Here is a 25559-nt window from a genome sequence, read left to right as displayed (position 1 = left end):
CTAGCTCAATGCAGAGCGTCCTAATTCCCTGGGGGAACGGGGGCGCCGCAATGGGGAATCGGATCATGACGGAAGACACGCTGCACGATGCCGTCAGGCGCAGTTCCTGATCGAGGCGGCGCTCGAGGAGACGGTGAAGTTCGAGCGCAGGGAAAGCGAGTTCCGCAAGAGGGACCGCGCCGAGCGCGCCGCCGATCTCCGCCTGCCGCCGGACGAGATCAAGGTGCGCCAGGGGAAACGCCAGCCGAAACAGGCTGCCGGCTACTGTGCATGGGGTTGTTTTCGTCGGCTTTGGCGGCGCGGGCCGCCTGAGCCTCGCTACATCAGCGCCAGCAGCACGATGCCGATCACCAACACCACGAAGCCAGCCGCCGTCGCGGCGGCGAATGACCGCTCTACCTTGTCCATGATGCCACCCCGCTGTCGGCGCGCCACGTATCCCCCATGGCTTCGCCGTGCCCGCAAAGTGTCGCCAACGGATGTGTCTGAAGTTGTGCAGCCGGATGTCTGAATTGGGACGTCACAGCGGCCCTCAACGCGTCCGCGAGCCACGCATGAGCCTGCGTAAGGCGCCCGTCAGCCGAATGCTCTAGCCTCGGCTTGCCCGGTGGACCAACACCGGGTCTCCATACCCAGTCGACCTCGCTCGACCCCGAGCGGGGTCTTCTGTTCCCGGCGGCCAGATCGGCTTGTTGCTGCCGACTCCCGGAATCGATGCGGGGGGCGGATCCACCTCCGATCCGCTCTGTCAGGCTCTCGTAAGCTGAGCGGGCTACGGTCATGGAGCTATGGTGTTGCAGCCCAGCACCTCAGCCTCCAATAACCTTCTGCCCCGCCCGGCTCTCCCCTGGCGGGGCTTTTTTCTTGCGACGGCATTGCCGCCAGGCGGCGCGAGAACGCGTGGATCGCAGGCGTCAGTGCCGTGAATCCGCCAAGCGCTCGGGCTTGCCGGAATCGCCGCGCTCGCCGTGACACGCCAGGCCTTCGAAGCGCCAGAAGGTGACGACGCTGGTCGTGCCGCACTGCTCGCAGACGAGCTTCTCGTCACCCAGCATGAAGCGTCCGCGCCTGTAGAGAAGAGAAGACGCTGGCCGCCCGCATTGCGGACAGACCAGCGGGAAACGTCGTGTGCTCCATCGCTGCGCGAGATGTCTGAGCCAGTTCACGTCGTCCTCTTGGTCCTCTTGCGCGATGACCAACCCCGCCTTCGTCACCCCTCACCAGATCACAGTCGAGGCGCACGCAAAAGTGGAAAAGCAATGCACGTGCTCATTTGCTGCGAATGGTCGCGCGGTCGACATCTCTCACGACGATGGTTCCGCACAATCATGAAGCCCGCGACAGCAATCGCGATGGAATCGCCGTTGGTGTCGGCAGGGAACTCCGTGGTTCTCCGGCCAAGAACAGAGTTCCTGACCTAATCGCCAGCCACCGCCTCACAGGTTCCATTCACGCGAAAGACCCATCCATCGGCCCCATCTTTCGGAATCCGATTTCGCTTGTTTCGAACTGCGCGCGCTTGCTCAATTCCGATGAATTATCCTCGACTTAACGGCAATTTTTCCTTGTCGTCGGAATATTACGATGCCCATGTTACCCGACATGGCAAGGTGAATCGTGGAGGTGACCATGAATCACAGGGGCGTGGAGTTCACGGTTGCAAAGACGGCGATCCCGGGTGTCTGGCAGTGGCAGTTCCGGATCGGCGACAAGACCAAGACAGGCAAGACCGAGACGAAGATCGACCTGCTGGCGATCCGTCGCGTGCAGCTGCGCATCGATCGGGAGCTGAAGGCCATCGGTCGCAGGACGGCCTGAGCGATCAGGGCCTAGCGAGCGGGCTAGTCGGCGCTGGGCAGCCGGCGCATTGTGAATTCGATGTCGCCGCCCGGCAGCTCGCGCCAGGTCTCGACTTCGCTCATATAGCCGGCCTTGGGATAGCGCGCGAAGAAAGCCTGCGCTCGTGCCCGTGCCGCGGCGCGCGGCAGGGTGAAGCTCTCGCGCAGATAGCCATCACTGGCCTTGCTGTCCGCCGCGACGGCCCGCTTGCGCCGGCGCGCCATCCGCTCGGCGAGGTCCCGCGGGCGATCCGCCATGTCCTGCCCTCCACAACGCAACACCATGAAGGAATGTAGGATCGGGTCCCGGCGAAGGGGAGTCCCGCCGAAGCCTCATTCGCCTGCCGGGAGCGCGGTCAATTGGAGGCCGTGCCGGCCTTGGGCTTCTTGTGCGTGCTGGTGGCAGCAGCGGCCTTCGGCGCCGGCTGCTTCGGCGGCTCGGCGCGCATGCCTCCCCAGGGATCGCTGGACGCCTTGGCGTCCGGAATCTTCTTCAGCGTCTCCTTGTAGGCCTTGTCACGTGCGGCGTCGGCGGCCTTTTCGTCTTCGGTCTTCGCCGGACCATCCGCCATCAGATTGATATGGGGCGAATCCTGCGCGAAGGCTGGTCCAGCCACCAGCACCAGCACCGCCGCCATACGGAAAACCTTCATTACTTCACTCCTTGAGCATCAATAGAGAGGGCGGACACCGCGCCCTGTTGGTCCTTTTCAGCGCGAGGCGCCTCAATCCGCTAGAGCCGATCCGATCTGCACGATTTCGGCCCATGGAGCCAGTCGTCCCAGATCGGCCCGCACTTGGTGCAGCCGTTCAGCGCCAGACCGAGCGCGGCCAGGCAAAATAACAGGACACATCGACGCAACATCGTCCACCCGCCCCCAGGCCCGGCATCATATCGGGCGAAGTCGGGCATTTTCAAGCCAACGGCCCCCGTGACTTTGCCGCGCCCAAGCGGGCAGAATGAGCGAAACATCCGGCAACAAGAGGAGGAAACGACGGCAATGCCATCGCAGCCAGACGCCGAGTTCGGAATCACTGAGGCCAGACGGATACTCGGCGAGGTCTTCGCGCCCTGGATCGAGGATCTCAACCTCTCCGTCGAGCGCATCGAGCACATCCCTCCTCCCGAGACGCCGGACTGGCAGCCGGGCGCGCTGCTCCGCATGCCGTTCTCGGAGCGGCTGTGCCGCAACGGCGGCGTGGTCTGCGGTCAGGCGCTGATGGCGCTGGCCGACACCGCAATGGTGATCGCGAATCTCGCCGCCAACAGAGGCTATCGTCCGATGACGACGGTGGACCAGACCACGCATTTCATGCGCGCGGTCTCCGCGTCGGACGTGCTGGCGGATGCACGCGTGGTGCGGCTCGGACGCACCATGAGTTTTGGCCGCGTCACCCTGCTCTCGGCCGCCGACAACAAGCAGATTGCGATGGTGTCGAGCGCGTTCGCCATGCTGCCGGGCTGAACATGATCCGAAACGAGGAGAGCCGCGGGAGCGCAAAGCGCACCGCGGCTCTCGATCACGTTCGCATCGAACGAAGCGCGGCTGCAATCGCGCTTCATCCGGCCGCTTCGAGATGACTTGTCGAAAAGACTACTTGCCGAGAATTTCGTCGGCCGCGGTGACGACGCTGACGGTCGGATTCTTTCCGCAATAAGCACCGAACTTCTTGGCGTTCTCGATGAACACTTCGGTGTCGATGATCGCGTTGTCCTCGTCGCCCTTGTACCAGCCGTCCATCCAGGTCAGCACGACCGCGATGTTGTCCTCGCCGCTATCGAGGAACTGCTTGCAGGACATGGTCGAGAGGTCCCACTTGACGGCGTGGGCGGGCATCGACGACAGCGAGAACGCTGCGGCGAACAGGATCGAGAGCGTGGTCTTCATCGGAATCTCCATCGGCGCGTAACGCCACAAAGGAAAGGCTTGGGGTAAAACTCGGCGCAGTGACTTGCCGCCTCAACGTCGTAAACGAAGTATGAAGCGCTGTGCAAGGAGCGCCAGTATTGAGTTTAGATCAACGCAATTTCTATGCACTATTTCACAATCATCATTGTGGATTAACGCGGATGATCGAGAAGCGAACGGCGCAGCGTCATCGGGTTTTCAAGGGCGGCACGATCACCTTTGAAAATAGCGGAATCGCGTGCACCGTACGAAACATGTCGGAAAGCGGCGCGGCGATAGACCTCGACACATTGGTCACATTGCCGCAATCGTTCACACTTTCGATCGCGTGCGACAATTTCGTGCGGAATTGCCGCGCAGTTTGGCGCAGCGAAAGGCGCATCGGCCTGGCTTTCGTGCACTAGCGCGCGTGATGTGAATGTCCATTCGCATCGCATCCACAACATGACTATGATCGCGTGATACGATGGGATCGCCGCCGCGGGTCTCTCAGACGCTGCAGGGCCGCACGACCAGCAGCAGGAAGCCGACCGGATATTGGAGCCGGTCCATCACCATCTGCCTCGCTCTATTTCGGTTTCCCATAGCCGGCTCCGTGGGACGCGCGCCGCTCCAGGGGTTGGGTCCGGAATGCGCTCGAGCGCAGCCTCGTAGGCTCTCTCGTCTTGGGCTTGTTGTCCGCCATCCCTTCACTTGGGTCCAAACCAGCCTGCCATCCCGTACTGGCAAATGCAGCGGTTCCACCGCTTCAGCAATTGTTGATCGGGCAGGGCTTCGTCCCGCCGAATTCGCGCATATCTGTCGGCCTGCGGGGGACCTTCACGAATGTTGCGGATTGTTGCTCAGGTGGCGCTGCTTGCATGCACGCTCGCGCTCGGCGCGTGCGGCTTTGCCGACAGCCGTGCACCGGTGCCCGACTTCATGCGCATCAAGGAGGGAGAGCAACAACCTCCTGAACCGCCGCCCGACGTCAAGCGCGTGGTCCGCGAGCAGATCGATGTGGTCTTCCTCAACACCTCCTATCCGCGCGAGGTGCAAGTGGCCTTGCCCCATCACGAGGTCCGCGGATCTGGCTGGACGGCTTGCGTCCGCGCCCAGCTCACCTCCGCCACCGGCTCGGCGCTGGGCACCCAGACCTACATCGTGACGATCGACAGTGGAAAGATCACCGACCGGCGACGCGCGGAAGCTGACGACATCTGCGGCTCCGAAGCCTACGAGCCGATCTAGCGAAGCATCGCGCCGCACCACGATCCGATTTCGCATCGATCACGACTGCGCGGCGTCAGGCGGCGACCATGTTCTGCTGGAACTGCTCGTAGGCCGCGATCGCATCTGCCGCATACATCAGCGATGGGCCGCCACCCATGTAGACCGCCATGCCAAGAGCTTCCTCGACCTCTTCGCGCGTCGCAGCGAGCTTGACGAGCGCTTCGGCGTGAAAGCCGATACAGCCGTCGCAATGCGCGGCGACGCCGAGCGCGAGCGCAATCAGTTCCTTGGTCTTCTTGTCGAGCGCACCGTCGCGCGTGGCGGCCTGAGCAAGTGCGGAAAATCCCTTCATCGTGTCAGGAATGTCGTTGCGCAGCTTCCTCAGGTTGGCTGAGATGCTTTTGGTAATGTCGACGTAGTTCTTGTCCATCGGAGCCTCGCTAGCTGAGATTGGCTGTGTTCGGAATCGCCTCGCGCGGCGCGCGCAGGGCGACATAGATGGCTGGAATCACCAGAACGGTGAGCAATGTTGACGATGCAAGTCCGAACAGGAGCGAGATCGCCAATCCCTGAAAGATCGGATCCAGCAGGATCGTCGCGGCGCCGATCATGGCCGCAAGCGCAGTGAGCAGGATCGGCTTGAAGCGGACCGCGCCAGCCTCCAGCACCACCTCGCGCAGCGACTTGCCGTCTCCACCGCTGTGCCTGATGAAGTCGACCAGCAGGATCGAGTTGCGCACGATGATGCCGGCCAGCGCGATGAAACCGATCATCGAGGTTGCGGTAAAAGGCGCGCCCAGCAGCCAGTGCCCGATCAGGATGCCGATCAGCGTCAGCGGGATCGGCGTCAGGATCACCAGTGGAAGACGAAAGCTCCTGAATTGCGCGACGACCAGCACATAGATGCCGAGGATCGCTGCGCCGAACGCTGCCCCCATGTCGCGGAAGGTCACCCAGGTGATTTCCCATTCGCCGTCCCACAGCAGCGTGGGATGCGACTCGTCCGACGGCTGGCCGTGCAGGCTGATCGCGGGTTTCGGCAACTTGCCCCAGTCATGGGCGTCCACCCGATCGGCGATCGCGAGCATGCCGTAGAGTGGCGCCTCAAAGCGCCCGGCAAGCTCGGCCATCACCATATCGGTGAACCGGCCGTCACGGCGGAAGATCGTCGGAGAGCCTTCTTCCACGGTCGCCTTCACGACCTGTCCGAGTTCGACCACCGTCTTGCTGCCGGGCAACGTGTTGGCCGGCACGGGCGTCGAGGCCAGCGCCTCGTCCCAGACCAGGTTGCGCTTTCCGAGATGCACGGCGATCTCGATCGGGTTGCGATCCTCGCCACGATGCGAGTAGCCGATCGAGATGCCGCCGAACAGCGCCTGGATGGTGTCGTATACGTCGCGCTGCTCGACGCCGAAGAATTCGAGCCGGTCCTGGTCGATCGAAAGTCGCAGCCGCGGCCGCTTTTCGCCGATGGAATCGTCGATGTCGACGATGAAGGGCACCTCCGCGAAGATCTTCTTGAGCTCGCCAGTGACCGCACGGCGCGTGGCGGCATCGGGACCGTAGACCTCCGCAAGCAGCGTCGAAAGCACCGGCGGTCCGGGCGGCACTTCGACCACCTTGATGCTGGTGCCTTTGGGCGGATCGAGCGCCTTCAGCTTCTCGCGCAAATCGAGTGCGATCTCGTGGCTAGGGCGCTTGCGCTCACCGCGCGCAGTCAGGTTGACCTGCACTTCGCCGAGCTCGGGCCTCTCCCGCAAATAGTAGTGCCTTACCAGACCGTTGAAATTGAAGGGAGCCGGCGTTCCGGCGTAGGATTGCAGCGAGGTGACCTCCGGCAGTTGCCGCGCGATCTCGGCCGCGCCGAACAGCGTGCGCTCGGTCGCCTCCAGGCTCGCCCCTTCCGGCAGGTCGACAACCACCGCGATCTCGGATTTGTTGTCGAACGGCAGAAGCTTGACCGTCACGGACTTCGTCGCGAACAGGGTCATCGACAACAGTGTCGCAATCCCGACACCGAGCAGGAATATCCAGGCCGATCGCTTGCTCCGCACGATTGGCGTGGCGAAGCGTCGATAGATCCGGCCAAGCCGGCCCTCATCGTGCGCCGCATGGGCCGGCGCAACCTCGCCTTTCGGCGCGAGCTTGAGCATCAGCCACGGAGCCACCACCATCGCGACGAAGAACGAGAATAGCATGGCTGCCGACGCATTGGCCGGGATCGGCGCCATGTAGGGGCCCATCAGACCTGACACGAACAGCATCGGCAAGAGCGCGGCGACCACCGTCAACGTGGCGACGATGGTTGGGTTGCCGACTTCCGCCACCGCCTCGATGGTCGCCTGCAAACGCGGCCGGCCGTCTCGCATGCCCCAATGCCGCGCGATGTTCTCGACCACGACGATGGCGTCGTCGACGAGAATGCCGATCGAAAAAATCAGCGCGAACAGGCTGACGCGGTTGATGGTGTAGCCCATCAGGTTGGCGGCGAACATCGTGAGCAGGATCGTCGTGGGAATGACGACGAAGGTCACCAGAGCCTCGCGCCAGCCGATCGCGACCGCGATCAGAAAGACGATCGAGAGCGTCGCGAGCCCCAGATGGAACAACAGCTCATTGGCCTTCTCGTTCGCCGTCTCGCCATAGTCGCGCGTCACCGTCACCTGGACGTCGTCGGGGATCAGGCGAGACTTTAGTCCGTCGAGGCGCTTGGCGATGTTTTCGGACACGACGACCGCATTGGCACCGGCGCGCTTGGCCAGCGCCAGACTGACCGCAGGCGTCCGCGCCCACTGCCCGCCGGCCCCGCGCGTATCCGTCCAGACGCGATGCTCGATGGTGCTCGGACCGACGACAACGGAGGCAACGTCCTTGACGTAGACCGGCCGGCCGTCGCGGGTCGTGATGAGCAGCAATCCAATGTCGGGGACGCCGGACAGTGTCTGGCCGGCCGCGACGCTCCGCACCAGGCCGACATCTCTGACCTGCCCCGCCAGGAAAGAGCGGTTGGCGTCCTTCACCTTGGCCACGAGCTGCTGCAGCGTGATGCCGAACAGCGACAGCTTCTCGGGATCGGGTTCGACCCGGATCTGTTGCGCCGCGCCGCCGGAGATGTAGGTCAAACCGATATCGTCGACCTTCATCAGCTCCGCGCGCAGCTTGTCGGCGAGCTCATAGAGATCCTTCTCGGTCCAGCGACTGGCCGCTTCCGGCTTGGGAGACAGCGTCAGTACCGTCACGGCGACGTCATTGATGCCCCTGCCGACGATCAGCGGTTCGGAAATGCCGACGGGAATCCGATCGAGATTGGCACGGATCTTCTCGTGCACCCGCAGGATGGCGTCCTCGAACTTGGTGCCGACCAGGAAGCGCGCTGTGACCATCACGCGGTCGTCCTCGGTCTGGCTGTAGACGTGCTCGACGCCATCGATGCCCTTGACGATCGATTCCAGCGGTTTTGTCACCAGTTCCACTGCATCCGGTCCACGCAAGCCGTCGGCGTTGATGCGGATATCCACCATGGGAACGCTGATCTGCGGTTCCTCCTCGCGCGGGATCACCACGACGGCGATCAGCCCCACGACGAGTGAGGCGAGCAGAAACAAGGGCGTCAGCGGCGATGCGATCGTCGACCTGGTCAACCGTCCTGAAAGTCCGAGATTCACGGCTGCACCAACTGGTCGCCGGCCTGAATGCCGGACAGAATTTCGAGCCCATCGGGAAGCGCCGGCGTCGGCATGTCGCGGCCGCGCTGTACCGGCACGTCGATGGTGGCGTCACCTTTCCGCAGCCGAACGTAGTCGATGCCGAACCGGGTCGTCACATAACTCGAGGGAACGATGAAAGCCGGCCGCGTGCCTCCGGAAATCCAGACCCGCAGGCGGTCGCCGACGAAATATTCGCCCAGCCCCTCGACGGTCGCGTCCGCGATGACGCGCCCCTCCTCGATCTGCGGATAAACGAGGTCGATCACGCCCCATTTCGAGGCCTCGCCAGCGAGCTCGGCACCGTCGACCCGCACCTTGTCGCCGGCCTTCAGGAAGCGCGCGTGTCGCTCCGGCACGCGCAGCCGCAGCTTGAAGTTCTGCTGGGCCACGGTCACGATCGGATCGCCGGCGAGCACGACCGACCCCACGGTGATCAACCGCTTCAGCACGCGTCCATCCGCCGGCGCGAGCACCTGGCCCTGGTTGAGCTGTTCGTTGATGACGGCACGTTCTGCGGTCTTTGCGCGCAGGCCATTGTCGGCGACGTTGAGCGCCGTGCGCTGCTCGTCGAGCTTGACGCGCGGCAGGATGCCGCGCTCGACCAACCCCTCCGTCCGGGTGAAGTCAAGTTGCGCCTGGTTCGCCTGCGCCTGGAGCGCCTCGATCTGCGCATCGAGCGATTTCATCTGGAGGACGAGCTTTTCGTCGCCAATGGTCGCAATGGCCTGTCCGGCCGCAACACGGTCGCCTTCCCTCACCTTGAGCTGCGCAACGGTTCCGCCGATGCGGCCGCGCGCGGGGACCACACTGATGCTCTCGACGGTGGCAAACACCGCCTTCTCGTCGGTGACCGGTTGCTGCGTCACGGTAAGCGCTTCTGCGGCCACAGCGCATCTGACCGGTGCGCCGATCATCGCCAACGCAACCAGAAGCCCAAGACATCGCGCCGAATATTGCACGGGACTGATCCCTGTCGTCATCGGAGTTGCTCGCGCCGCCTCGCGGCGCCCTCTCATTTCATCGACATTGAAGGTTGGCGTGTTGATCTCGCGCAAGGCGCGCCCGTCCGCCGTTCTGTAGATTTCACCTCGTCCTTGCGGACTTCGGTGCGCAGAACACTTGGTAGAGCGTCTTCAGGATCTCGCGCGCCGGCTCGCTGGCGATCGAATAGAAGATTGTCTGCGCATCCCGCCTCGAGGACACCAGGCCATCCTTGCGAAGGAGCGCAAGATGCTGGGAGACCGTGGAGTCCCGCAAGTTCAGAAACTCTGCCAGCTCGCCGACCGATCGTTCGCCGTCGATCAGTTGGCAGATGATCAGAAGACGGTGACGGTTGGAGAGTGCCTTCAGCAAGTCGCTCGCCTGGTCGGCGGCACGCTCCATGATCTCGCTATCTATTTTCATACTTGCGTATATACGATGTTACGAATATATAGTCAAGCACTGCACGACAGCCGGATTTCAACCGGTGGAGCAGCCTGAACCCAACGGAGGAATCCATGGCGGAAGTTGTCGTAGTCGGAGCCGGCCTGAGCGGAACATTGATGGCCTATGAATTACTGCCCCAACTGAAAAGCGGTGATCGCCTGACCCTGGTCGCACAGGGCGCGGCCTATCATTTCGTGCCGTCGAACCCCTGGGTTGCGATCGGCTGGCGCAAGCGCGACGAGATCGAGATCGATCTCGCGGAGATCATGAAGCGCAAGGGCATCCGTCTGCTGACGCAAGGCGCCAAGCGCGTCCACCCCGCGGAAAACCGAATCGAGCTCGGCGACGGAACGTCCATCGACTACGACTATCTGGTCGTCGCAACCGGCCCCGAACTCGCCTTCGACGAGATCCCGGGGCTCGGACCTCAGGGCTACACGCAATCCATCTGCCATGTCGATCATGCGGCGCGTGCTAAGGAAGCGTTCGAAATCCTCGCCGCCAACCCCGGCCCTGTCGTAATCGGCGCGGTCCAGGGGGCATCTTGTTTCGGGCCGGCCTACGAATTCCTGTTCATCCTCGAAACCGAGCTGCGCCGGCGAAAGCTGCGGGACCGGGTTCCGATGACGTTCGTCACCTCGGAGCCCTACATCGGCCATCTCGGTCTCGACGGCGTCGGCGACACCAAAGGTCTTCTCGAAAGCGAGATGCGCGAGAAGCACATCAAGTGGATCACGAACGCCCGCATCGACAGCGTCGGTCCCGGCACGATGTCGGTGGAGGAGCTGGCAGACAACGGCACAACGCACAAAGCGCACGATCTGCCTTTCGCCTATTCGATGATGCTGCCGGCCTTTCGCGGCGTCGAGGCGGTTCGCGGCATCGAAAAGCTGACCAACCCGCGCGGCTTCGTCATCGTCGACAAGCATCAGCAGAACCCGACCTTTACCAATATTTTCGCGGTCGGCGTCTGCGTCGCGATTGCCCCCGTCGGCGCGACGCCGGTGCCGGTCGGCGTCCCCAAGACTGGTTTCATGATCGAGTCCATGGTGACGGCGACAGCGATGAACATCGGCGCCCTGCTCCGCGGCAAGCCGCCGACCGCGCAACCCACCTGGAATGCGATCTGCCTCGCCGACTTCGGCGATTCCGGCGTCGCCTTCCTCGCGCAGCCGCAAATTCCGCCGCGCAACGTCAATTGGTCGTCAAAGGGCGAGTGGGTGCACTACGCCAAGGTCGCCTTCGAGAAATACTTCCTCCGCAAGATGCGGCGCGGCGAGAGCGAGCCGTTCTACGAGCGCTTCCTGCTCGACAGGCTGAACATCGCCAAGATCAAGGAGGTTCGAACAGGCACATGAGCACGACACGCCAGGTCGTCTGTGGACATTGCGGCCGCATCAACCGCCTGCCTGACGAGCGCGCGCCGGAAGGAGCACGTTGCGGCGCCTGTCATCAGCCGATCTTCACCGGTCACCCGATCGAGGTGAATGAAGAGGCCTTTGGCCGCCATGTCGCAGGCAGCGACATTCCCGTGTTGGTCGACGTATGGGCGCCGTGGTGCGGACCGTGCCGCGCCATGGCGCCGATGTTCGAGCGCGCAGCGCAACAGCTCGAGCCCGCTGTCCGGCTACTGAAGCTGAATTCGGACAGCGCGCCGGCGCTGTCGTCGCGGCTCAACATCAGTGGCATTCCGACGTTGCTGCTGATGCGTGGTGGCCGCGAGATCGCCCGCCATTCCGGAGCGATGGACGCACGCGGCATCGTCGCGTGGACTGAAGCCAATCTGACCCGTTCGTAAAAAAGGAGCATGCCATGAATGTCGATAAAGCCGTTCTTGCCTTCGCAGGATGCGTCGTCCTGCTCGGACTCGCACTGGGAACCTACGTGAATGCGTACTGGTACCTGCTGACCGCCTTCGCCGGTCTCAACATGGTTCAGGCCTCGTTCACCGGCTTCTGCCCGGCCGCGATGGTCTTCAAGAAGCTCGGCCTGCGCGGCGGTTGCGCTTTCTCGTAAGACGCGCCGATGCAGCCTGTGATGCGGGGGAATTTGCCATGACCGACGACACCTTCATCGAGGGGCCTCTCTACGAGAAGCGAAGGAAGGTCTATCCACAGTCGGTACACGGCCCATTCCGCCGCATCAAATGGGCGATCCTCTGCATTACGCTCGGAACCTACTATCTGTTGCCGTTCGTGCGCTGGAATCGCGGGGCCGGCCTGCCCGACCAGGCCGTGCTGATCGACCTGCCGCATCGCCGGTTCTATTTCTTCTTCATCGAGTTGTGGCCGCAGGAGGTCTATTATTTCACGGGCTTGCTCATCATCGCGGCGATGACCCTGTTCCTGATGAACGCGGTCGCCGGCCGACTCTGGTGCGGCTACATGTGTCCGCAGACGGTGTGGACGGACTTGTTCTACGCGGTGGAGCGCTGGGTCGAGGGCGACCGGCGCGAACGCATGCAGGGCGACAAGCGCTATTGGACGTTCGATCACATCCGGAAGGTCGCGCTGAAGCACTTTCTCTGGATCATGATCGCCTGGTGGACCGGCGGAGCGTGGGTTCTCTATTTTGCCGACGCACCGACGCTGGTGAAGGATCTCGCGACCTTCCAGGCTCCCGTCGTCGCCTATCTCTGGATCGGCATCCTGACCGCCACGACCTACCTGTTCGCCGGCCACGCCCGCGAACAGGTCTGCATCTACATGTGCCCGTGGCCACGCATCCAGGCGGCGCTGACCGACGAGTGGGCCCTCAACGTCACCTATCGCCGCGACCGCGGCGAGCCGCGCATGTCGGTGAAGAAGGCGGAAGCCGCTCGCGCCCATGGCGATCCCGCCGGTGACTGTGTCGACTGCCATCAGTGCATCAATGTCTGCCCGACCGGCGTCGACATTCGTCACGGCATCCAGCTTGGCTGCATCCAGTGCGGCCTGTGCATCGACGCCTGCGACAACGTCATGCGCGAGATCGGTCGGCCCGCCGGCCTGATCGGCTACGACACCGACATCAACATGCAGCGCCGCCGCGACGGCAAGGCGCCGGTCTATCGCCTGATCCGTGCGCGCACGCTGATCTATGCCGCAGCTATTGCCGTCGTCGGGAGCATCATGCTCTATGCGCTTGCCACGCGCGCGACCATGGACGTCAACGTGCTGCACGAGCGCAATCCGCTGTTCGTTCAGCTCTCCGACGGCGGCGTGCGCAACGACTACACCGTGCGCATCCTCAACAAGGGCGCAGCGCGATCGTTCGCGCTCCAGGTCTCCGGCCTTCCGGGCGCGACCATCCGCGTTGCCGGCGTCGAGGCGGCCTCCGACGGCACACCGGTCGTCGAGGTCGGGCAGGACCAGACCCGCGAGGTTCGCCTGTCGGTGCAGGTCGATCCTGCCCATCTGCCGCAGGCATCGCGTGATATCGACATCGCGATCATCGACACGACCGGCGGCGGACACGCTAGTGCCCGCGATCACTTCGTCCCGGCAGACCAGTGACAGCGCCGGAGGACCGGCCTCGTCCTCAATGAGACGTTAACAATACCGCTTGAATTGAAGCGTGGTCCCAACGGGATTTTCCAATCTTTGCGGTAAGCATCGACCTGACAACGTCGGCTCTCGGCCGGCGTGAACGGGGACGACGGGACGTGGTCGACATCGCGCACCAGGCTGCGATCAATCCGGCATCGGCCAAGGATGCAACGCCTGCGCTCGTCCCGCTCACGGCTATCGAGCCCGGGCGATGGCGCGCGCTCGCGCGGCGGGCGATCGAGCCGAACGGCTATTATCTGCCTGCATGGGAGCTGGCCGTCAGCGCAACCGCGCGCGACCGTATCGGCGCCTCGGCCCTGTCCGTTTGCAGCACCTCCTCGACGCGGCTGATCGGCTTGATGCCGGTGGTCTCCCTTTGGAAGGCCTGGAAGATCCCCCTGCCCGCGCTGGTGAGCGCACATCCCTATGGCACGCTCTGCAGCCCGCTGATCGACCGCGACGCTTCGGTCGAGGCGGCAACGCGCTTGCTGCAACGCGCACGCGAGGCGGGTGCACATGCGCTGGTCCTGCGCGACGTTGCGCTCGATGGCGCGGCAATGGCGTCGCTCGGGCAAGCGCTCGGCCAGGCCGGCCTGAAGCCGCGCGTGCTCGGCTCGTACGTCCGTGCCAGCCTCGACGCGGCACAGGATGGCGACGGATTGCTGCACGAGGCTCTCGGCGCGAAGAAGCTCAAGGAACTGCGCCGGCAGCGCCATCGTCTGGCGGAGCATGGTGCGATCAGCTTCGACGTTGCGCGCAAGGCGGACGAGATCGAGCCTGCACTCGAAACGTTCCTGCAACTCGAAGCCAGCGGCTGGAAGGGCAAGCGCGGTACCGCGCTTGTTCAGGACGCCGGCGATGCGACTTTCATCCGCCGCGCCGTCCCGGCGCTCGCCGAGACCGCGCAATGCGAAATCGTCAGCTTGCGCGCCGGCGCGACGCCAGTTGCTGCCGGCATCGTGCTGCGCCACCAGGACCGCGCCTTCTTCTTCAAGCTCGGCATCGACGAACGCTTCGCGAAACATTCGCCGGGCGTGCAGCTCACGCTCGATCTGACGCGTCATCTCTGCGCCGATCCCACCATCGCCAGCGCGGATTCCACCGCGAGCGCTGATCATCCGATGATCAATCCGATCTGGCGCGGCCGTTTTGCGATCGGAGACGTGCTGATCCCGCTTCGGCGGCACGATCCAATGGTGGCGATGATTCACGCGGCGCTGATCGCGCGCGGCCATGCGCGCGAAACAGCGCGGCGCGCGATCCGTCTCCTCCGCAGATAGGCGCGCTACTCCGCCGCCTGCGCGTTGATCTCAGCCGAGACCTGGCGGATGGCTCGGGCGAGCAGGTTCGGATCCTGCGCGCCGGAAACGGCGTATTTCTGCGCGAACACGTAGGTCGGTACGCCGGAGATGCCTTTCTCCGCGGCTTCCTGTGCATCCGCCGAAACGCGCGCGACGTCCTCGTCGGTGGCGAGGCGCCTGCGCACATCATCGGCATCGAGGCCGACATCGGCGGCCGCCCGCACCAGCACGTTCACATCTGTGAGATCGCCGCCGTCGCGGAAATACAGTTCCATCAGGCGCTGCTTCATCTCCGGCGCCTTGCCGATCGCCTCGGCCCACAGGATCAGGCGGTGGCAGTCCGTCGTGTTGGGCTGGCGCGCGACCAGCTCGGGCTTGTAGACGAGGCCCTCTTCGCCAGCTGCGGCGACAACTCGGCCGGCAATGCCCTTATAGGCCTCGACCGAGCCGAACTTGGTGGTGAGGTAGTCCTCGCGGCTGATGCCCTCGCGCGGCACCCAGGGATTGAGGAAAAAGGGACGGAAATTCAGCTTCACAGGCACGTCGGGCACGAGCGCCAGCGCACTCTCGATCCGGTGCTTGCCGATGTAGCACCAGGGGCACACCACGTCGGAGACGACATCGATCTGGAGCGGTTTGAGGGTGCTCATGGAGCGCCTCCTTCGGGCGAAGCGGGTTTGCCCCAAGATAAGCCGAACCCGCGACGAGGCAAGGGTGCGAGAAGGGTGCTACGTCATGGCTGCGGCCATTTGCCTGAGCCGCTCCGCGGTGCGCTCGTCGGCTGGAAAGAACGTCTCTAGCGCCAGCTCGGAGAGAGTGATGTCGACGGGCGTGCCGAACACCATGGTGGTGGAGAAGAAACTGAGCACCTCCCCGTTCTGGCGCAGCTTGAAGGGGATGGCGACGTTGTCGCTCGATAGAGGCCCCGCACGCGCCGGGATCGGATAGCTTCTGAGGTCGTGGTAGAGCTTGATCAATTCGGGGTCGGCCGTCGCCTCGCATTGCCGGTGCAACCGCTCGAGCAGATGCGCGCACCACTCCGCGAGATTGACCGTGCGCGGCGCCAGCCCGTCGGGGTGAAACGCGAGCCGCAACACATTGAAGGGCTGGCCGAGCAGACGCTCCGGGACGCCGGCAAGCAGCGGCGCCACCATGCGGTTGGCAGAGACCAGGTTCCAGTGCCGGTCATAGGCCAGCGCCGGATTGGGCTCGTGAGCCCTAAGGACGAGGTCGATCGCCTGACGGGCTGACTTCAAGGCGGGATCCTCCAACGGGCGCTGCGGAAAGGCCGGCGCGTAGCCGGCCGCAACCAGCAGCACGTTGCGTTCGCGCAACGGCACGTCGAGGCGCTCGGCGAGCCGAAGTACCATCTCACGCGAGGGCGCAGCGCGCCCGGTCTCGACGAAGCTCAAATGTCGCGCCGAAATCTCCGCCTCGCCCGCAAGATCGAGCTGGCTCATGCGGCGGCGCTGACGCCATTCGCGCAAATGGTCGCCGACACGGACAGGTTGGCTACGTTCGGCTTGCGCGGTGGATGCATATGCGTTCATGGCCAAAAACCTACCATGCGCATTTCACCCCATCCATTACCCCAGAGGTAATGGGTATTGGCACGTATTGTTCGAATGTCTCTTGCCCATAGGGCCTTTCCAACAACGCCGTCCGCCTTGAAATGCGTCGGCGGACGGCGCTGCTCCAGCCCCGGGAAGGGGTGATGCAAATTCCCGGTTCTCCCAGTCTGCGGTTTCGCTGACGGCGGTCAAACCAAAACCGTCTTTTTGGTGAATCGCAATACCGCAGCGCGGAAAACACCGGTCATTTGGTTGAGCCCGCGGGAAAAACAGGAAGCGTCCCGCTCCCGGGATTTGAGGGGAGCGATCCCCGCGCGGCGAATAATCTGCAAATTTCCGATAGCGTTCTCGGGCAGGATGCGAGGAATGTGCCCTCGCGGGCGTCCCTGAGGCCTTGGCAAGACCGGGAAAATTTGGCAACATTCAATTTTCGGATTTTGCCATGCCCGCTTATCTTGTCCGCTTGATTGATAGTCGCCAAATCGTCGGATTCTTCTTCGTCGATCAACCCGAACAACTTGCCAATTCGGTGAATGATTGGACGGAGGGAGATCGCTGTGAATACGTCAAGTTGCCCGCGGGAGGTCTCATGTGGCCGGGGTCGGCGGTCGCCGTGCCCATGACCCCCGGTCCGGAGAATGACGCAAATTGGGACATACCCGAGTTGCCCTTCGCCAGTGCAACCATGTCTGAATCCTGGCTCAACTTGCTCTACGGCTACCCGCCGACGCTTCGCTGGACCAAGCTAAAGCCGAGAAGAAAGACCGACTCGACGTCCCCCCCGACGCCGACACCGATGGGCTCGGGGCAGGTCATCCCCATGCGAAGACCGCGCTGATCGCCCGCAATTCGCCAGGGGAAACAGCCATGACGCCCGAGAAGCTGCGTACACACGTTACCTATCTCAGCGAAATAGCGACAGATTCCGAAAGGCGTGAAGTGTTCGTCGGCCTCACCTTCGAGGAAACCAGCTGGCTGATCGATTATCGGGAGCGGCGTGCGCGCGGCGAGTCTGGATGGAATCGGGATCAACCGATCGCTCTCGAACTCGCCGCAAGGCACAGGACGGCACACATCGCCATCGTGTCCGCGGAAGCGGAACTGGTGTTGGGCAAGCCGACTCTGAACTAGCTGCTTGGCAGATGCCTGTGACGCGATTGAACGCTCTCCGCTCCGGGACATGCAGGTTGTCGTACTGTGATACTGCAAATTCATGCGATCGGCATAAACGTTTTGAAATGTAAACTTTCATCGATAGGTATTTGCCTTGTCCTCCTCCATGGAATTGATCGTCGCTTCTCATGTTGAGTTGAAGAACCGCCGGGCGCTGGAAGAGTTGCGAGAGCACCGGCGTCGGTTGCTCGAGCAGCTACGGACGGTGTCCGGCATTGATCCGACCCGCGCCATCGAGCAGGTCGAGGAAGACATCCACGCGATCGACGACGGGCTCGAGCAACTGAAGCCGCCGCCTGGAACGCTGCCGGAGAACGACTGGCGCTGAACTAAATCCGCGCCTTCAACAGCAGCCGTGTCTGCTGCTCGATTTGAAGGGCCAGCAGTTGACGCTCGAATTTGAGCGCGGCCTGCTCGTCCAACGTGATGTGGCCCTCGCGTTCGAGAACATCGATCAGAAACACCCGGTCTTCAATGTGCCGCTGGCGCTTCTGGATGTCCTCCATGATGCTTTCGAGCTCGGTTCGAAGATCCAAATCCATAGCTTCAATCCTAATGCTGAAATGGCTGAACTATGGGACCGAGAGCTTAAACGAAGCTTGAAGTTGGAGCGTCGCGCGGCGCCCCTCACCTGACGGCCTCTCCAAACGGACATTCCCTGAACTGGGACTCAGACGGTATTTAGGTCTGAAAGCATCGTCGAGCCGCCGATGCCCTCCCGCTCAATCTGCCTCGGCCCGGGCTGTCACCGGTCCAAGCCAAATGCCCTCGCCGCGGCCTGATCCGCGATTCTATGAAGGCGGCGAGCACCAGGGATGGGATCCACAACTCGGGAAGCGCGGGAAAGCATCGAGGCCTGCGGTAAAACCTCGCGGGTTGCCAGCCCCGCACCCGGTAGGTTTTATCCCCGGGCGATCCGCCAACCCGAAGAGGTTGCCGCGCGGCAATAACGCAATTTCGTGTGAAAGATCAAACCGTCGGCTGCAATTTACACGCGCACATTGTGCGTTGCAGCAGCCGCTGGGAAGGCATGCAGGAGGTAACATATTAGGGGGTCGGGGCCGGCGCGTTCAGTTCGCGCCAATTGAAGCCCGGTCGATTGCTGCAAGCTGTGACTGAAATGTCATAGGTTGAGCCGTAGCATTTTGCTAATTCTTCCCGAGCAATAATATTTGTTAAAAGTCTTTTATGGTGGGGTCCATGAAGCCGGCGCATTTAGCCTTCGCAACGATCATCCTGGCGGCCGCCCCCGCGCAAGCCGAGCAGTTCTCAATCAACGATGCCTTGCGCCAGGCGATGCAGACCAACCCCGCGGTGGGCGAGGCGTCAGCGAACCGCCGGGCAACCGAGAGCGAGCTCCGCCAGACCCAGAGCACGCTCTTGCCGCAGGTGCGTATCGATGCGAGCTACGGTCCGGAAAAGTTCGACCAGTCGCCTGGCTTCGTAGCGCCAAGCATCGCGGTTCCAACGACCGGATCCGGACCATGGCGGAACGGGAGCCAGGAGTCGGTCGTCGTCCGACAGCTGCTTTTTGATGGTTTCACCTCCATCCACGAGGTATGGCGCCAAAACGCGCGGGTGAACGCCGCCGCGGCGCGTGTCAAGGAACGAACCGAACTGATCGCCCTCGATGCCGCCGAGGCTTACGTCGACGTCGTGCGCTACATGCGCCTGGTCGGCCTCGCCGAGCAGAACGTCGCCAATCATGACAAGATCTTCTCGAACGTGAACTCCCGCTTTTCGGGCGGGCGGGCCGGTGAAGGTGATCTCGAGCAGTCGAGGGAGCGCGTTGAGAATGCTCGGGCCGCCTTGGCCGAATTTCGCCGCAGCCTCGAGGATGCGCGGGCGAAATACCGCAAGGTCGTCGGCATAGAGCCCTACAATTTGCGCTTCCCGGGCCCGTTGCGGGGGCTTCCGGCCACCCGCGACGAAGCGCTCGCGGTGACGCTGCGGTTCAACTCCACGATCAACGCGGCCCAGTCCGACGTCGATGCCGCCAAGCACGCCTTCAAGTCCACGGACGGCCTGTTTTCCCCGAAGTTCTATCTCGAAGGTCGGGCAACGCACTACGACAACTCCTTCCCTTACGTTGCAGCCGCCGGCTCGCCCGCCGTCACGCATGAGGATTATAGCGGCAAGGTCGTGATGTCCTGGGACATCTTCCGCGGCGGACAGGACGCCTGGAATCGCTCGGAAAAGGCTGAACGGTTTACCGAGGCGACCGCCCGGCACGCCCGCTTGCAGCGGGATGCCTATGAGTCGATCGACAAGGCCTGGAACGCCCGCACCGTGACTCAGACGCGCATTTCCGCATTGACCGGCCAGCTGGAGGCGGATCGGAAGACCATTGCCGCCTTCCAGAAGGAATATGAGCTCGGCCAACGCTCCCTCATCGATCTTCTGAACGCCCAGAATCAGTTCTTCAACGCCCAGGTTTCGCTGACGTCGGCACGCGCGGTCGTGGTGTTTGCCGACTACCAGTTGCTCGCGGCGACCGGGACCTTGATCGAATATCTGAAGGCCGCTCCTCCCGTCGACGCAGCCCCGACCGATCTGAACCTGTTCGGCCTTCCCGACTACAAGCCGCCGACGTTCCGCTGGACACTTCCCCAGAGCGGTTCCGAGCCGCTGCGGGTTGCGGTCCCGGCGCCGACCGCCGCGCCCGTTCGCCTGTCCTACGCTGCGAGTGAACCCGCCACGTCGGCTTTCGGTGCACGGTTCTCGGGCGAACCTGCCAAGACGGAGGCGTCAGCCAAGGTTCCAGGCGTGTCGGCCTGGTTCGCGCAGCGGGAAAGCTCAGCCGGACCGATCGTCCTCGAAAGTTCGACCAGCCAGCGCAGCTCGTACGCTCCGACCGAAAAGCCCCATTGGCTGCTGACGGCATTTTCGCCAACTTCGAAGTAATCCAGTCGAACGACCGACTTGCAAAAGCCCGCACGACCGTGCGGGCTTTTTGTTTTGGTTCGCCCCGATAACGTACGGATAGCCTTGCAAAGCCGCGACCGTTAATCCTTAATCTCGACCATTCAAATAAGTAAATGAATTAACTAGCGATTTATCGTATCCTTCAGCGACTTTACCGAGCTTGCTTTCATCGTTTTCATTTAAGGCGTATCAGCTTGTTGTTCCATCGAGCAAAGAAGTCTTTGGTCCAGGATGCACGGCCGACCAAGAGCGGCGAGGAGCATACGGCATCAGGAGAGGACGAGAGGATTGGAGCGAAAGACCGCGATCCGTTGGTGGACTCGCTCATCTTTCTCGCTGGACATCACGGCAGAGCTGTAACCCGGGAGGGTTTGCTCGGCGGCTTGCCGATCCCGGACGGGCGCCTGACGGTGTCTCTCTACGACCGGGCGGCGCGGCGCGCCGGCCTGGAGACTGAGGCCACCAAGCGCAGATTGACGGACATTCCGTCCCTCGTCCTTCCCGTCGTCCTGATCATGAAGAATGGAACGACGCTGATCCTGCTGAGCGTCGACGAGGACAAGCGTCTCGCCAGGGTGATCGATCCAAGCGAACGACCGCATGTCCCACGGATGTTGGCACTGGATACCATCATTGCCGACTATACGGGTTACGCGTTTCTCGTTCGCGCCGCCGCAGAGTCGGACGCGCGAGCTGTTGCTGCCGGCAGCCTTCCCCGTCAGCACTGGTTCTGGTCCGTCGTAAGGGCGCATTGGCGCAACTACGGACACATCGCGCTGGCAGCGCTGCTCATCAACATTCTGGCCCTGGCGATGCCGCTCTTCACGATGAGCGTCTATGACCGGGTCATCCCGAACGGGGCTATCCCTTCGCTGATAGCTCTTTCCATCGGCATGGGTCTGGCAATTTCCTTCGATCTCGTCCTGCGCATGGTCAGGAGCAAGATGATCGACGTCACCGGCAAGACCATCGATGTCGTCCTTGCGGCCAACATCTTCGAGCATGTTATGGCTGTGAAGATGTCGCAACGGCCGACCTCGGTCGGCATTATTGCCAACCAGCTCCGGGATTTCGATTCCGTTCGTGAATTCTTCACGTCCGGCAGCGTGGTTTCGGCAACCGATTTGCTGTTTGCCATCCTGTTCGTCGCCGTTCTGTTCGTCGTCGCCGGACCCTTGGCCTGGGTCCCGCTGCTGATGCTGCCGGTAATGATCGGAATTGGCCTCGTGCTGCAACGTCCTCTCAATCGGGCGATGAAGCGCTTGCAGGCGGAATCGGCGGCCCGCCACGGGGTCCTCGTCGAGTCGCTTGCAGGGCTCGAGACCGTGCGCGCGTCGGGTGGCGAGGCACGGATGCAGACGGCCTGGGAGCGCTCGGTCGCCGCGACAGCCAGATCCGGTGAGGCCGTGCACTTCTGGTCCTCCCTGGCATTGACCGCAGCCAACTCGGCGCAGATGTTGACCAGCCTGCTCCTGATCGTCATCGGCGTCTTTCTGATTCAGAACGGCACCCTGACGGTCGGTGCGCTGGTCGCGGCCAACATGCTGGCCGGACGGGTGCTTTCTCCGATTGCGGGCATCGCATCGGTGATTACGCGCGGCACTCAGACTTTCTCGTCGCTCAAATCCATCGATCGCATCATGACGCTGGAACGGGAGCGTTCACCTGATCGAACCTATGTCGCCAGAAAGATCGAGCAAGGCACGATCAGTTTCGACAATGTGTCGTTCACCTACCCTAACGCTCCCGGAAAGGCGCTCGACAAGGTCACGTTCAAGATTCAGAGCGGCGAGCGCGTTGGAATCATCGGGCGAGTTGGCTCAGGTAAGACCACTGTCGGGCGCCTGTTGCTCTCCTTCTACGAGGCGCAGGACGGTCGCATTCTGGTCGATGGCGTGGACTCGCGCCAATACGATCCCGCTGACCTGCGCGCCGGCATCGGCTTTGCGATGCAGGATACCGACCTGTTTTTCGGCAAGCTGCGCGACAACATCACGCTGGGTTATCCCGCTGCAACGGACGAGGAAGTGCTCGCCGCAGCGCGCCTGTCCGGCGTCGAAAGCTTCATTGCCGGTCATCCCATGGGCTATGACATGCCCATTGCAGAGGGCGGACGCAGCCTCTCGGGAGGGCAGAAGCAGGCCATCGGCCTCGCGCGCGTCTTGATCCGAAAACCCAGGATCCTGTTTCTGGACGAGCCAACCGCCCATTTCGACGTGCGCAGCGAGAGTGAATTCCTCGAGCGGCTGAAGAAGCTCGACGATGCGAAGATGACCATCATCATCTCCACTCACCGTCTTTCGCTCCTGAGCATGGTCGACCGCCTGCTGCTGTTCGACAACGGCCGCCTGGTCGCCGACGGACCGCGCGACCAGGTCTTGAGCCTGCTGCAAGGCAAGGCCCAATCCGCCGAGCCTGCCGCCCCGCCCAGAGTTATACAACCCGTCCAGGCTGCGCAGAAATCCAATGTCAGCTGATTTCAGTTACGCCAACGACATCCGCGCGGCCGTCAAGCTGAAGACGCCGAGAACGTCGCGCATGTTGCTGTGGGCCTTCTTGGCCATGTTCGCCACATTCCTGGTCTGGGCTCATTATGCCGTGCTTGAAGAGGTCAAGCGCGGCAACGGCAAGGTCGTCCCCTCGCGGCAGATGCAGGTCGTCCAGTCGCTGGAAGGCGGGATCGTCGGCGACATCCTCGTCCAGGAGGGAGCAGTGGTTCAGCAGGGGCAATCCCTGATGCGCATCGACGATACCAAGTTTGCTTCGGAGTTCGGCGAAATACGGGAAAGGCGCGCCTCGATGGCCGCCCGTTTCGCGCGCCTCGAGGCTGAAGCGAACGGCCGCAGCGAGATTGTTTTTCCCGACCAGATCGAGGGCGTCGTCCCCGCCGCCGTGACGACAGAACGGAGCGTGTTCAAGACCCGCGCGCTGAAAGTGGCGCAGGACGTCGACGTACTCAATCAACAGATCGCGAGGCTGACTCAGACATCGGGCCTGCTCGATCGCGAGCTCACGCTGACGCGCAAGCTCTATGATCAGAAGGTCGTTCCCGAAATCGAAATGCTTCGACTGGAGCGCCAATCGGCAGAGGCGAAAGGTCAGATTGCGGAGGCCAAGGCAAAGATTGCGACCACGATCTCGACCTTCCGAGCCCAGGCGGACGAAGATCTGGCCAAGACGCGCGCCGACCTCGCCGTCCTGGACGAGAACATCAAGTCTGCGCAGGATAGGGTACGTCGGACGGATCTGCGTTCGCCGGTTCGCGGCATCGTCAACAAGCTGAACGTCACCACGATCGGCGCGGTCGTTCAGCCCGGTGCGAACCTCATGGACATCGTCCCGCTCGACGACACCTTGCTGGTCGAAGGCAAGATCAGGCCGCAGGATATCGCCTTCATCCGCCCGGGCCAGGATGCCGTCGTCAAGATATCCGCCTACGACTCCTCGGTGTACGGCCATCTGGCCGGCAAGGTCGAGCGGATAAGCGCCGACACGATCCTCGACGACAAGGGCGAGTCGGCGCAGCGACCGGAAACCTACTATCGCGTGATGGTTCGAACCGACAAGAACCATCTCGGCACCGAGGAAAACCCGCTTCCGATCATTCCGGGCATGATCACGACGGTCGAGATATTGACCGGCAAGAAGAGCGTTCTGGATTACATCATGAAGCCGGCGCGCACGCTGCGGGATGAAGCTCTGCGCGAGCACTAGGGCCCCCCGCGATCCGCCTTGCTTAATGCGTCCCTAACGCGCGATGCCAAGCTTTAGCATTGCTGGAGGGGCGCCATTCATCGCGCCGGCTCATTCCCGGCTGCACTTCCCCGGTTTTAACCCGACTTAAGCGCGCCCGCGCGCACGCTCACTCCCGATAAACAGGTCGGGATGACGATCAGGCGCGCAAAGACGCCGGCGACGTCCCGAAATATGGGGACGGTCAATGAAGTCGCGTTTGGGACTGCGGCAGCAGGGCGTTGTGGCGCTCGCGGCGGCCGTACTGGTTGCGCTTGGCGTGGCTGCGACGCCGGTCGCTTTTGCAGCTGACGCCGGGCCGGTTGGTCCGACTGAAATCGCGCCATCCGGTGCTGATGCGATCCAGGGGCCCGCGACATTCTTCACGATCAACGCGGTGCTCGCAAAGCTTGACCGCGAACATGGCCGCGGCCCGAATGCCATTCGCCTGGCGGCGCTCGCGCCCCCCTCCTCCACGGCCACGGATGCCATGCCTGAGGCCGCCTCTCCGGCGGCCGCAACGCTCGGCGATGAACCCTTCGGCCTCTTCACGTTCCGCGCACCGGACAGCGACATCTGGCGCAAATGGCGCGCGGTTGAAGTCGAGATGGGCAAGGACCAGGCCGTGCTCGAGCGCTGCCGGTCCGACGCCGGAAGCTGCCCCTCTTACGCTGCCCAGTTCCTCAGGCTCGTCGGCGCCGTCAAGGCCAAGTCCGGACGCGCCCGGCTCGAGGAAGTCAATCTAGGGGTCAACACGGCGATCCGCTATGTCAGCGACCTGGTCCAGCATCATGAGCTCGACCGCTGGAGTTCGCCGCTGGCGAGCTTTGCGACGGGCAAGGGCGATTGCGAAGATTACGCGATCGCCAAATACGCCGCATTGCGCGAAGCGGGTATCCCCGATGCCGACATGCGCCTGCTCCTCGTCCGTGACCGCACGGTCCGACAGGACCACGCCGTGCTCGCGGCCCGGCTCGACGGCCACTGGCTGATCCTGGACAACCGCTGGGCTGGCCTGCGGGAGGACAATGGCGAGCTCAATTTCGCGCCGCTGTTCGCGATCAATCACGACGGCGTCAATCTGTTCGCCAAGCCCTATGCGAAGGCTACGCCGCTCACGGCAGAAGCCGCGCCTGCGGCGGCGGGATCGGAATGGGCAGGCTCGGAGCCCGCGGACGTGGGTGGCGGTGGGGCGCTGGGCCCGCTGCCACTGCTGCTGTGAGACAAAACAAAAC

The 25559-nt window shown here is 63.0% G+C and carries 27 protein-coding genes; 16 read left to right on the top strand and 11 right to left on the bottom strand.

Features of this window, described 5'->3' with window-relative positions:
• Positions 1-914: 914 nt before the first annotated feature.
• Positions 915-1166 (bottom strand): hypothetical protein, encoded by a 252-nt coding sequence (locus XH90_RS13370; protein ID WP_194481918.1) that lies wholly within the window; start codon positions 1164-1166, stop codon positions 915-917.
• A gap of 463 nt (positions 1167-1629) precedes the next feature.
• On the opposite strand from XH90_RS13370, the gene XH90_RS13365 reads away from it, so the two are divergent.
• Positions 1630-1818: a hypothetical protein gene (locus tag XH90_RS13365; RefSeq protein WP_194481917.1), complete on the top strand. Its 189-nt coding sequence runs from the start codon at positions 1630-1632 to the stop codon at positions 1816-1818.
• Positions 1819-1841: 23 nt separating this feature from the next.
• On the opposite strand, the gene XH90_RS13360 is transcribed toward XH90_RS13365, so the two are convergent.
• A complete protein-coding gene (locus tag XH90_RS13360) occupies positions 1842-2096 on the bottom strand; it encodes a hypothetical protein (RefSeq protein ID WP_194481916.1) in 255 nt (84 codons plus the stop codon).
• 98 nt (positions 2097-2194) lie between these two features.
• Entirely contained in the window at positions 2195-2491 is a 297-nt protein-coding gene (locus XH90_RS13355; RefSeq protein WP_194481915.1) for a hypothetical protein, read from the bottom strand.
• A 348-nt stretch (positions 2492-2839) separates the two neighbouring features.
• Here XH90_RS13355 and XH90_RS13350 point away from each other — a divergent pair, with 348 nt between their 5' ends.
• Positions 2840-3304 carry a PaaI family thioesterase gene (locus XH90_RS13350; protein ID WP_194481914.1) on the top strand — a complete coding sequence of 155 codons (465 nt, stop codon included), beginning with the start codon at positions 2840-2842 and terminating at the stop codon, positions 3302-3304.
• A 129-nt stretch (positions 3305-3433) separates the two neighbouring features.
• Here XH90_RS13350 and XH90_RS13345 read toward each other — a convergent pair whose 3' ends face one another.
• Positions 3434-3727 carry an HdeA family protein gene (locus XH90_RS13345; protein WP_194481913.1) on the bottom strand — a complete coding sequence of 98 codons (294 nt, stop codon included), beginning with the start codon at positions 3725-3727 and terminating at the stop codon, positions 3434-3436.
• Positions 3728-3909: 182 nt separating this feature from the next.
• Here XH90_RS13345 and XH90_RS13340 point away from each other — a divergent pair, with 182 nt between their 5' ends.
• Positions 3910-4152: a PilZ domain-containing protein gene (locus tag XH90_RS13340; protein WP_194481912.1), complete on the top strand. Its 243-nt coding sequence runs from the start codon at positions 3910-3912 to the stop codon at positions 4150-4152.
• 421 nt (positions 4153-4573) lie between these two features.
• Positions 4574-4978 carry a hypothetical protein gene (locus XH90_RS13335; protein WP_194481911.1) on the top strand — a complete coding sequence of 135 codons (405 nt, stop codon included), beginning with the start codon at positions 4574-4576 and terminating at the stop codon, positions 4976-4978.
• 55 nt (positions 4979-5033) lie between these two features.
• Here the strand turns inward: XH90_RS13335 and XH90_RS13330 are convergent, their stop codons facing one another.
• The 4 genes from XH90_RS13330 to XH90_RS13315 all read right to left on the bottom strand — a co-directional run bounded on the left by XH90_RS13330 (position 5034) and on the right by XH90_RS13315 (position 10050).
• Complete coding sequence (locus XH90_RS13330; protein ID WP_194481910.1) at positions 5034-5390, bottom strand: carboxymuconolactone decarboxylase family protein; 357 nt, start codon at positions 5388-5390, stop codon at positions 5034-5036.
• A gap of 10 nt (positions 5391-5400) precedes the next feature.
• On the bottom strand, positions 5401-8625 hold the full coding sequence (locus XH90_RS13325) for an efflux RND transporter permease subunit (protein ID WP_194481909.1): 3225 nt from the start codon (positions 8623-8625) through the stop codon (positions 5401-5403).
• A complete protein-coding gene (locus XH90_RS13320; RefSeq protein ID WP_194482678.1) occupies positions 8622-9581 on the bottom strand; it encodes an efflux RND transporter periplasmic adaptor subunit in 960 nt (319 codons plus the stop codon). Before XH90_RS13320 ends, XH90_RS13325 begins: the two co-directional genes overlap by 4 nt.
• A 169-nt stretch (positions 9582-9750) precedes the next feature.
• Positions 9751-10050, bottom strand: coding sequence for a helix-turn-helix transcriptional regulator (locus tag XH90_RS13315; protein WP_194481908.1), 300 nt, complete (start codon positions 10048-10050; stop codon positions 9751-9753).
• A gap of 116 nt (positions 10051-10166) precedes the next feature.
• Between XH90_RS13315 and XH90_RS13310 the strand changes: the two genes are divergently transcribed.
• The 5 genes from XH90_RS13310 to XH90_RS13290 all read left to right on the top strand — a co-directional run bounded on the left by XH90_RS13310 (position 10167) and on the right by XH90_RS13290 (position 14902).
• Positions 10167-11453: an NAD(P)/FAD-dependent oxidoreductase gene (locus XH90_RS13310; protein ID WP_194481907.1), complete on the top strand. Its 1287-nt coding sequence runs from the start codon at positions 10167-10169 to the stop codon at positions 11451-11453.
• Positions 11450-11893, top strand: a complete 444-nt coding sequence (gene trxC, locus XH90_RS13305) for a thioredoxin TrxC (RefSeq protein ID WP_194481906.1) — start codon at positions 11450-11452, stop codon at positions 11891-11893. Before XH90_RS13310 ends, trxC begins: the two co-directional genes overlap by 4 nt.
• 14 nt (positions 11894-11907) lie before the next feature.
• Positions 11908-12111 carry a DUF2892 domain-containing protein gene (locus XH90_RS13300; protein WP_194481905.1) on the top strand — a complete coding sequence of 68 codons (204 nt, stop codon included), beginning with the start codon at positions 11908-11910 and terminating at the stop codon, positions 12109-12111.
• Positions 12112-12149: 38 nt separating this feature from the next.
• Positions 12150-13589: a cytochrome c oxidase accessory protein CcoG gene (ccoG, locus tag XH90_RS13295; RefSeq protein ID WP_194481904.1), complete on the top strand. Its 1440-nt coding sequence runs from the start codon at positions 12150-12152 to the stop codon at positions 13587-13589.
• A 149-nt stretch (positions 13590-13738) separates the two neighbouring features.
• The gene (locus XH90_RS13290; protein WP_194481903.1) at positions 13739-14902 is read left to right on the top strand and encodes a GNAT family N-acetyltransferase; all 1164 of its coding nucleotides are present in this window, start codon (positions 13739-13741) and stop codon (positions 14900-14902) included.
• A gap of 5 nt (positions 14903-14907) precedes the next feature.
• Here the strand turns inward: XH90_RS13290 and XH90_RS13285 are convergent, their stop codons facing one another.
• Together XH90_RS13285 and XH90_RS13280 are read right to left on the bottom strand one after the other, a co-directional pair.
• Positions 14908-15573 carry a DsbA family oxidoreductase gene (locus tag XH90_RS13285; RefSeq protein ID WP_194481902.1) on the bottom strand — a complete coding sequence of 222 codons (666 nt, stop codon included), beginning with the start codon at positions 15571-15573 and terminating at the stop codon, positions 14908-14910.
• A 78-nt stretch (positions 15574-15651) separates the two neighbouring features.
• On the bottom strand, positions 15652-16473 hold the full coding sequence (locus XH90_RS13280) for a helix-turn-helix domain-containing protein (RefSeq protein ID WP_194481901.1): 822 nt from the start codon (positions 16471-16473) through the stop codon (positions 15652-15654).
• 463 nt (positions 16474-16936) lie between these two features.
• On the opposite strand from XH90_RS13280, the gene XH90_RS13275 reads away from it, so the two are divergent.
• From XH90_RS13275 to XH90_RS13265, 3 genes are all read left to right on the top strand, one after another.
• Positions 16937-17332, top strand: coding sequence for a hypothetical protein (locus XH90_RS13275; protein WP_194481900.1), 396 nt, complete (start codon positions 16937-16939; stop codon positions 17330-17332).
• A gap of 29 nt (positions 17333-17361) precedes the next feature.
• Positions 17362-17625, top strand: a complete 264-nt coding sequence (locus tag XH90_RS13270) for a hypothetical protein (RefSeq protein WP_194481899.1) — start codon at positions 17362-17364, stop codon at positions 17623-17625.
• A 148-nt stretch (positions 17626-17773) separates the two neighbouring features.
• Positions 17774-17995, top strand: a complete 222-nt coding sequence (locus XH90_RS13265) for a hypothetical protein (protein WP_246755801.1) — start codon at positions 17774-17776, stop codon at positions 17993-17995.
• Between the two features lies 1 nt (position 17996).
• Here the strand turns inward: XH90_RS13265 and XH90_RS13260 are convergent, their stop codons facing one another.
• Entirely contained in the window at positions 17997-18173 is a 177-nt protein-coding gene (locus XH90_RS13260; protein ID WP_194481897.1) for a hypothetical protein, read from the bottom strand.
• 694 nt (positions 18174-18867) lie between these two features.
• Between XH90_RS13260 and XH90_RS13255 the strand changes: the two genes are divergently transcribed.
• The 4 genes from XH90_RS13255 to XH90_RS13240 all read left to right on the top strand — a co-directional run bounded on the left by XH90_RS13255 (position 18868) and on the right by XH90_RS13240 (position 25546).
• Positions 18868-20571 carry a TolC family outer membrane protein gene (locus XH90_RS13255; protein WP_194481896.1) on the top strand — a complete coding sequence of 568 codons (1704 nt, stop codon included), beginning with the start codon at positions 18868-18870 and terminating at the stop codon, positions 20569-20571.
• Between the two features lie 308 nt (positions 20572-20879).
• On the top strand, positions 20880-23069 hold the full coding sequence (locus tag XH90_RS13250) for a type I secretion system permease/ATPase (RefSeq protein ID WP_194482677.1): 2190 nt from the start codon (positions 20880-20882) through the stop codon (positions 23067-23069).
• Entirely contained in the window at positions 23059-24306 is a 1248-nt protein-coding gene (locus XH90_RS13245) for an HlyD family type I secretion periplasmic adaptor subunit (protein ID WP_194481895.1), read from the top strand. Before XH90_RS13250 ends, XH90_RS13245 begins: the two co-directional genes overlap by 11 nt.
• Before the next feature lie 226 nt (positions 24307-24532).
• Entirely contained in the window at positions 24533-25546 is a 1014-nt protein-coding gene (locus tag XH90_RS13240) for a transglutaminase-like cysteine peptidase (protein ID WP_194481894.1), read from the top strand.
• Positions 25547-25559 lie beyond the last annotated feature (13 nt).

Source organism: Bradyrhizobium sp. CCBAU 53338 (assembly GCF_015291665.1).
Classification (GTDB): domain Bacteria; phylum Pseudomonadota; class Alphaproteobacteria; order Rhizobiales; family Xanthobacteraceae; genus Bradyrhizobium.
This window is presented reverse-complemented; position numbering and strand designations above follow the sequence as displayed.

What these genes read in the sequence shown, in the direction of transcription:
- XH90_RS13365 (WP_194481917.1), top strand. Translation starts at nt 1,630, where the DNA reads ATGAATCACAGGGGCGTGGAGTTCACGGTTGCAAAGACGGCGATCCCG.
- XH90_RS13360 (WP_194481916.1), bottom strand. Translation starts at nt 2,096, where the DNA reads ATGGCGGATCGCCCGCGGGACCTCGCCGAGCGGATGGCGCGCCGGCGC.
- XH90_RS13355 (WP_194481915.1), bottom strand. Translation starts at nt 2,491, where the DNA reads ATGAAGGTTTTCCGTATGGCGGCGGTGCTGGTGCTGGTGGCTGGACCA.
- XH90_RS13350 (WP_194481914.1), top strand. Translation starts at nt 2,840, where the DNA reads ATGCCATCGCAGCCAGACGCCGAGTTCGGAATCACTGAGGCCAGACGG.
- XH90_RS13345 (WP_194481913.1), bottom strand. Translation starts at nt 3,727, where the DNA reads ATGAAGACCACGCTCTCGATCCTGTTCGCCGCAGCGTTCTCGCTGTCG.
- XH90_RS13340 (WP_194481912.1), top strand. Translation starts at nt 3,910, where the DNA reads ATGATCGAGAAGCGAACGGCGCAGCGTCATCGGGTTTTCAAGGGCGGC.
- XH90_RS13335 (WP_194481911.1), top strand. Translation starts at nt 4,574, where the DNA reads ATGTTGCGGATTGTTGCTCAGGTGGCGCTGCTTGCATGCACGCTCGCG.
- XH90_RS13330 (WP_194481910.1), bottom strand. Translation starts at nt 5,390, where the DNA reads ATGGACAAGAACTACGTCGACATTACCAAAAGCATCTCAGCCAACCTG.
- XH90_RS13320 (WP_194482678.1), bottom strand. Translation starts at nt 9,581, where the DNA reads ATGATCGGCGCACCGGTCAGATGCGCTGTGGCCGCAGAAGCGCTTACC.
- XH90_RS13315 (WP_194481908.1), bottom strand. Translation starts at nt 10,050, where the DNA reads ATGGAGCGTGCCGCCGACCAGGCGAGCGACTTGCTGAAGGCACTCTCC.
- XH90_RS13310 (WP_194481907.1), top strand. Translation starts at nt 10,167, where the DNA reads ATGGCGGAAGTTGTCGTAGTCGGAGCCGGCCTGAGCGGAACATTGATG.
- trxC (WP_194481906.1), top strand. Translation starts at nt 11,450, where the DNA reads ATGAGCACGACACGCCAGGTCGTCTGTGGACATTGCGGCCGCATCAAC.
- XH90_RS13300 (WP_194481905.1), top strand. Translation starts at nt 11,908, where the DNA reads ATGAATGTCGATAAAGCCGTTCTTGCCTTCGCAGGATGCGTCGTCCTG.
- ccoG (WP_194481904.1), top strand. Translation starts at nt 12,150, where the DNA reads ATGACCGACGACACCTTCATCGAGGGGCCTCTCTACGAGAAGCGAAGG.
- XH90_RS13285 (WP_194481902.1), bottom strand. Translation starts at nt 15,573, where the DNA reads ATGAGCACCCTCAAACCGCTCCAGATCGATGTCGTCTCCGACGTGGTG.
- XH90_RS13280 (WP_194481901.1), bottom strand. Translation starts at nt 16,473, where the DNA reads ATGAACGCATATGCATCCACCGCGCAAGCCGAACGTAGCCAACCTGTC.
- XH90_RS13275 (WP_194481900.1), top strand. Translation starts at nt 16,937, where the DNA reads ATGCCCGCTTATCTTGTCCGCTTGATTGATAGTCGCCAAATCGTCGGA.
- XH90_RS13270 (WP_194481899.1), top strand. Translation starts at nt 17,362, where the DNA reads ATGACGCCCGAGAAGCTGCGTACACACGTTACCTATCTCAGCGAAATA.
- XH90_RS13265 (WP_246755801.1), top strand. Translation starts at nt 17,774, where the DNA reads ATGGAATTGATCGTCGCTTCTCATGTTGAGTTGAAGAACCGCCGGGCG.
- XH90_RS13260 (WP_194481897.1), bottom strand. Translation starts at nt 18,173, where the DNA reads ATGGAGGACATCCAGAAGCGCCAGCGGCACATTGAAGACCGGGTGTTT.
- XH90_RS13255 (WP_194481896.1), top strand. Translation starts at nt 18,868, where the DNA reads ATGAAGCCGGCGCATTTAGCCTTCGCAACGATCATCCTGGCGGCCGCC.
- XH90_RS13245 (WP_194481895.1), top strand. Translation starts at nt 23,059, where the DNA reads ATGTCAGCTGATTTCAGTTACGCCAACGACATCCGCGCGGCCGTCAAG.
- XH90_RS13240 (WP_194481894.1), top strand. Translation starts at nt 24,533, where the DNA reads ATGAAGTCGCGTTTGGGACTGCGGCAGCAGGGCGTTGTGGCGCTCGCG.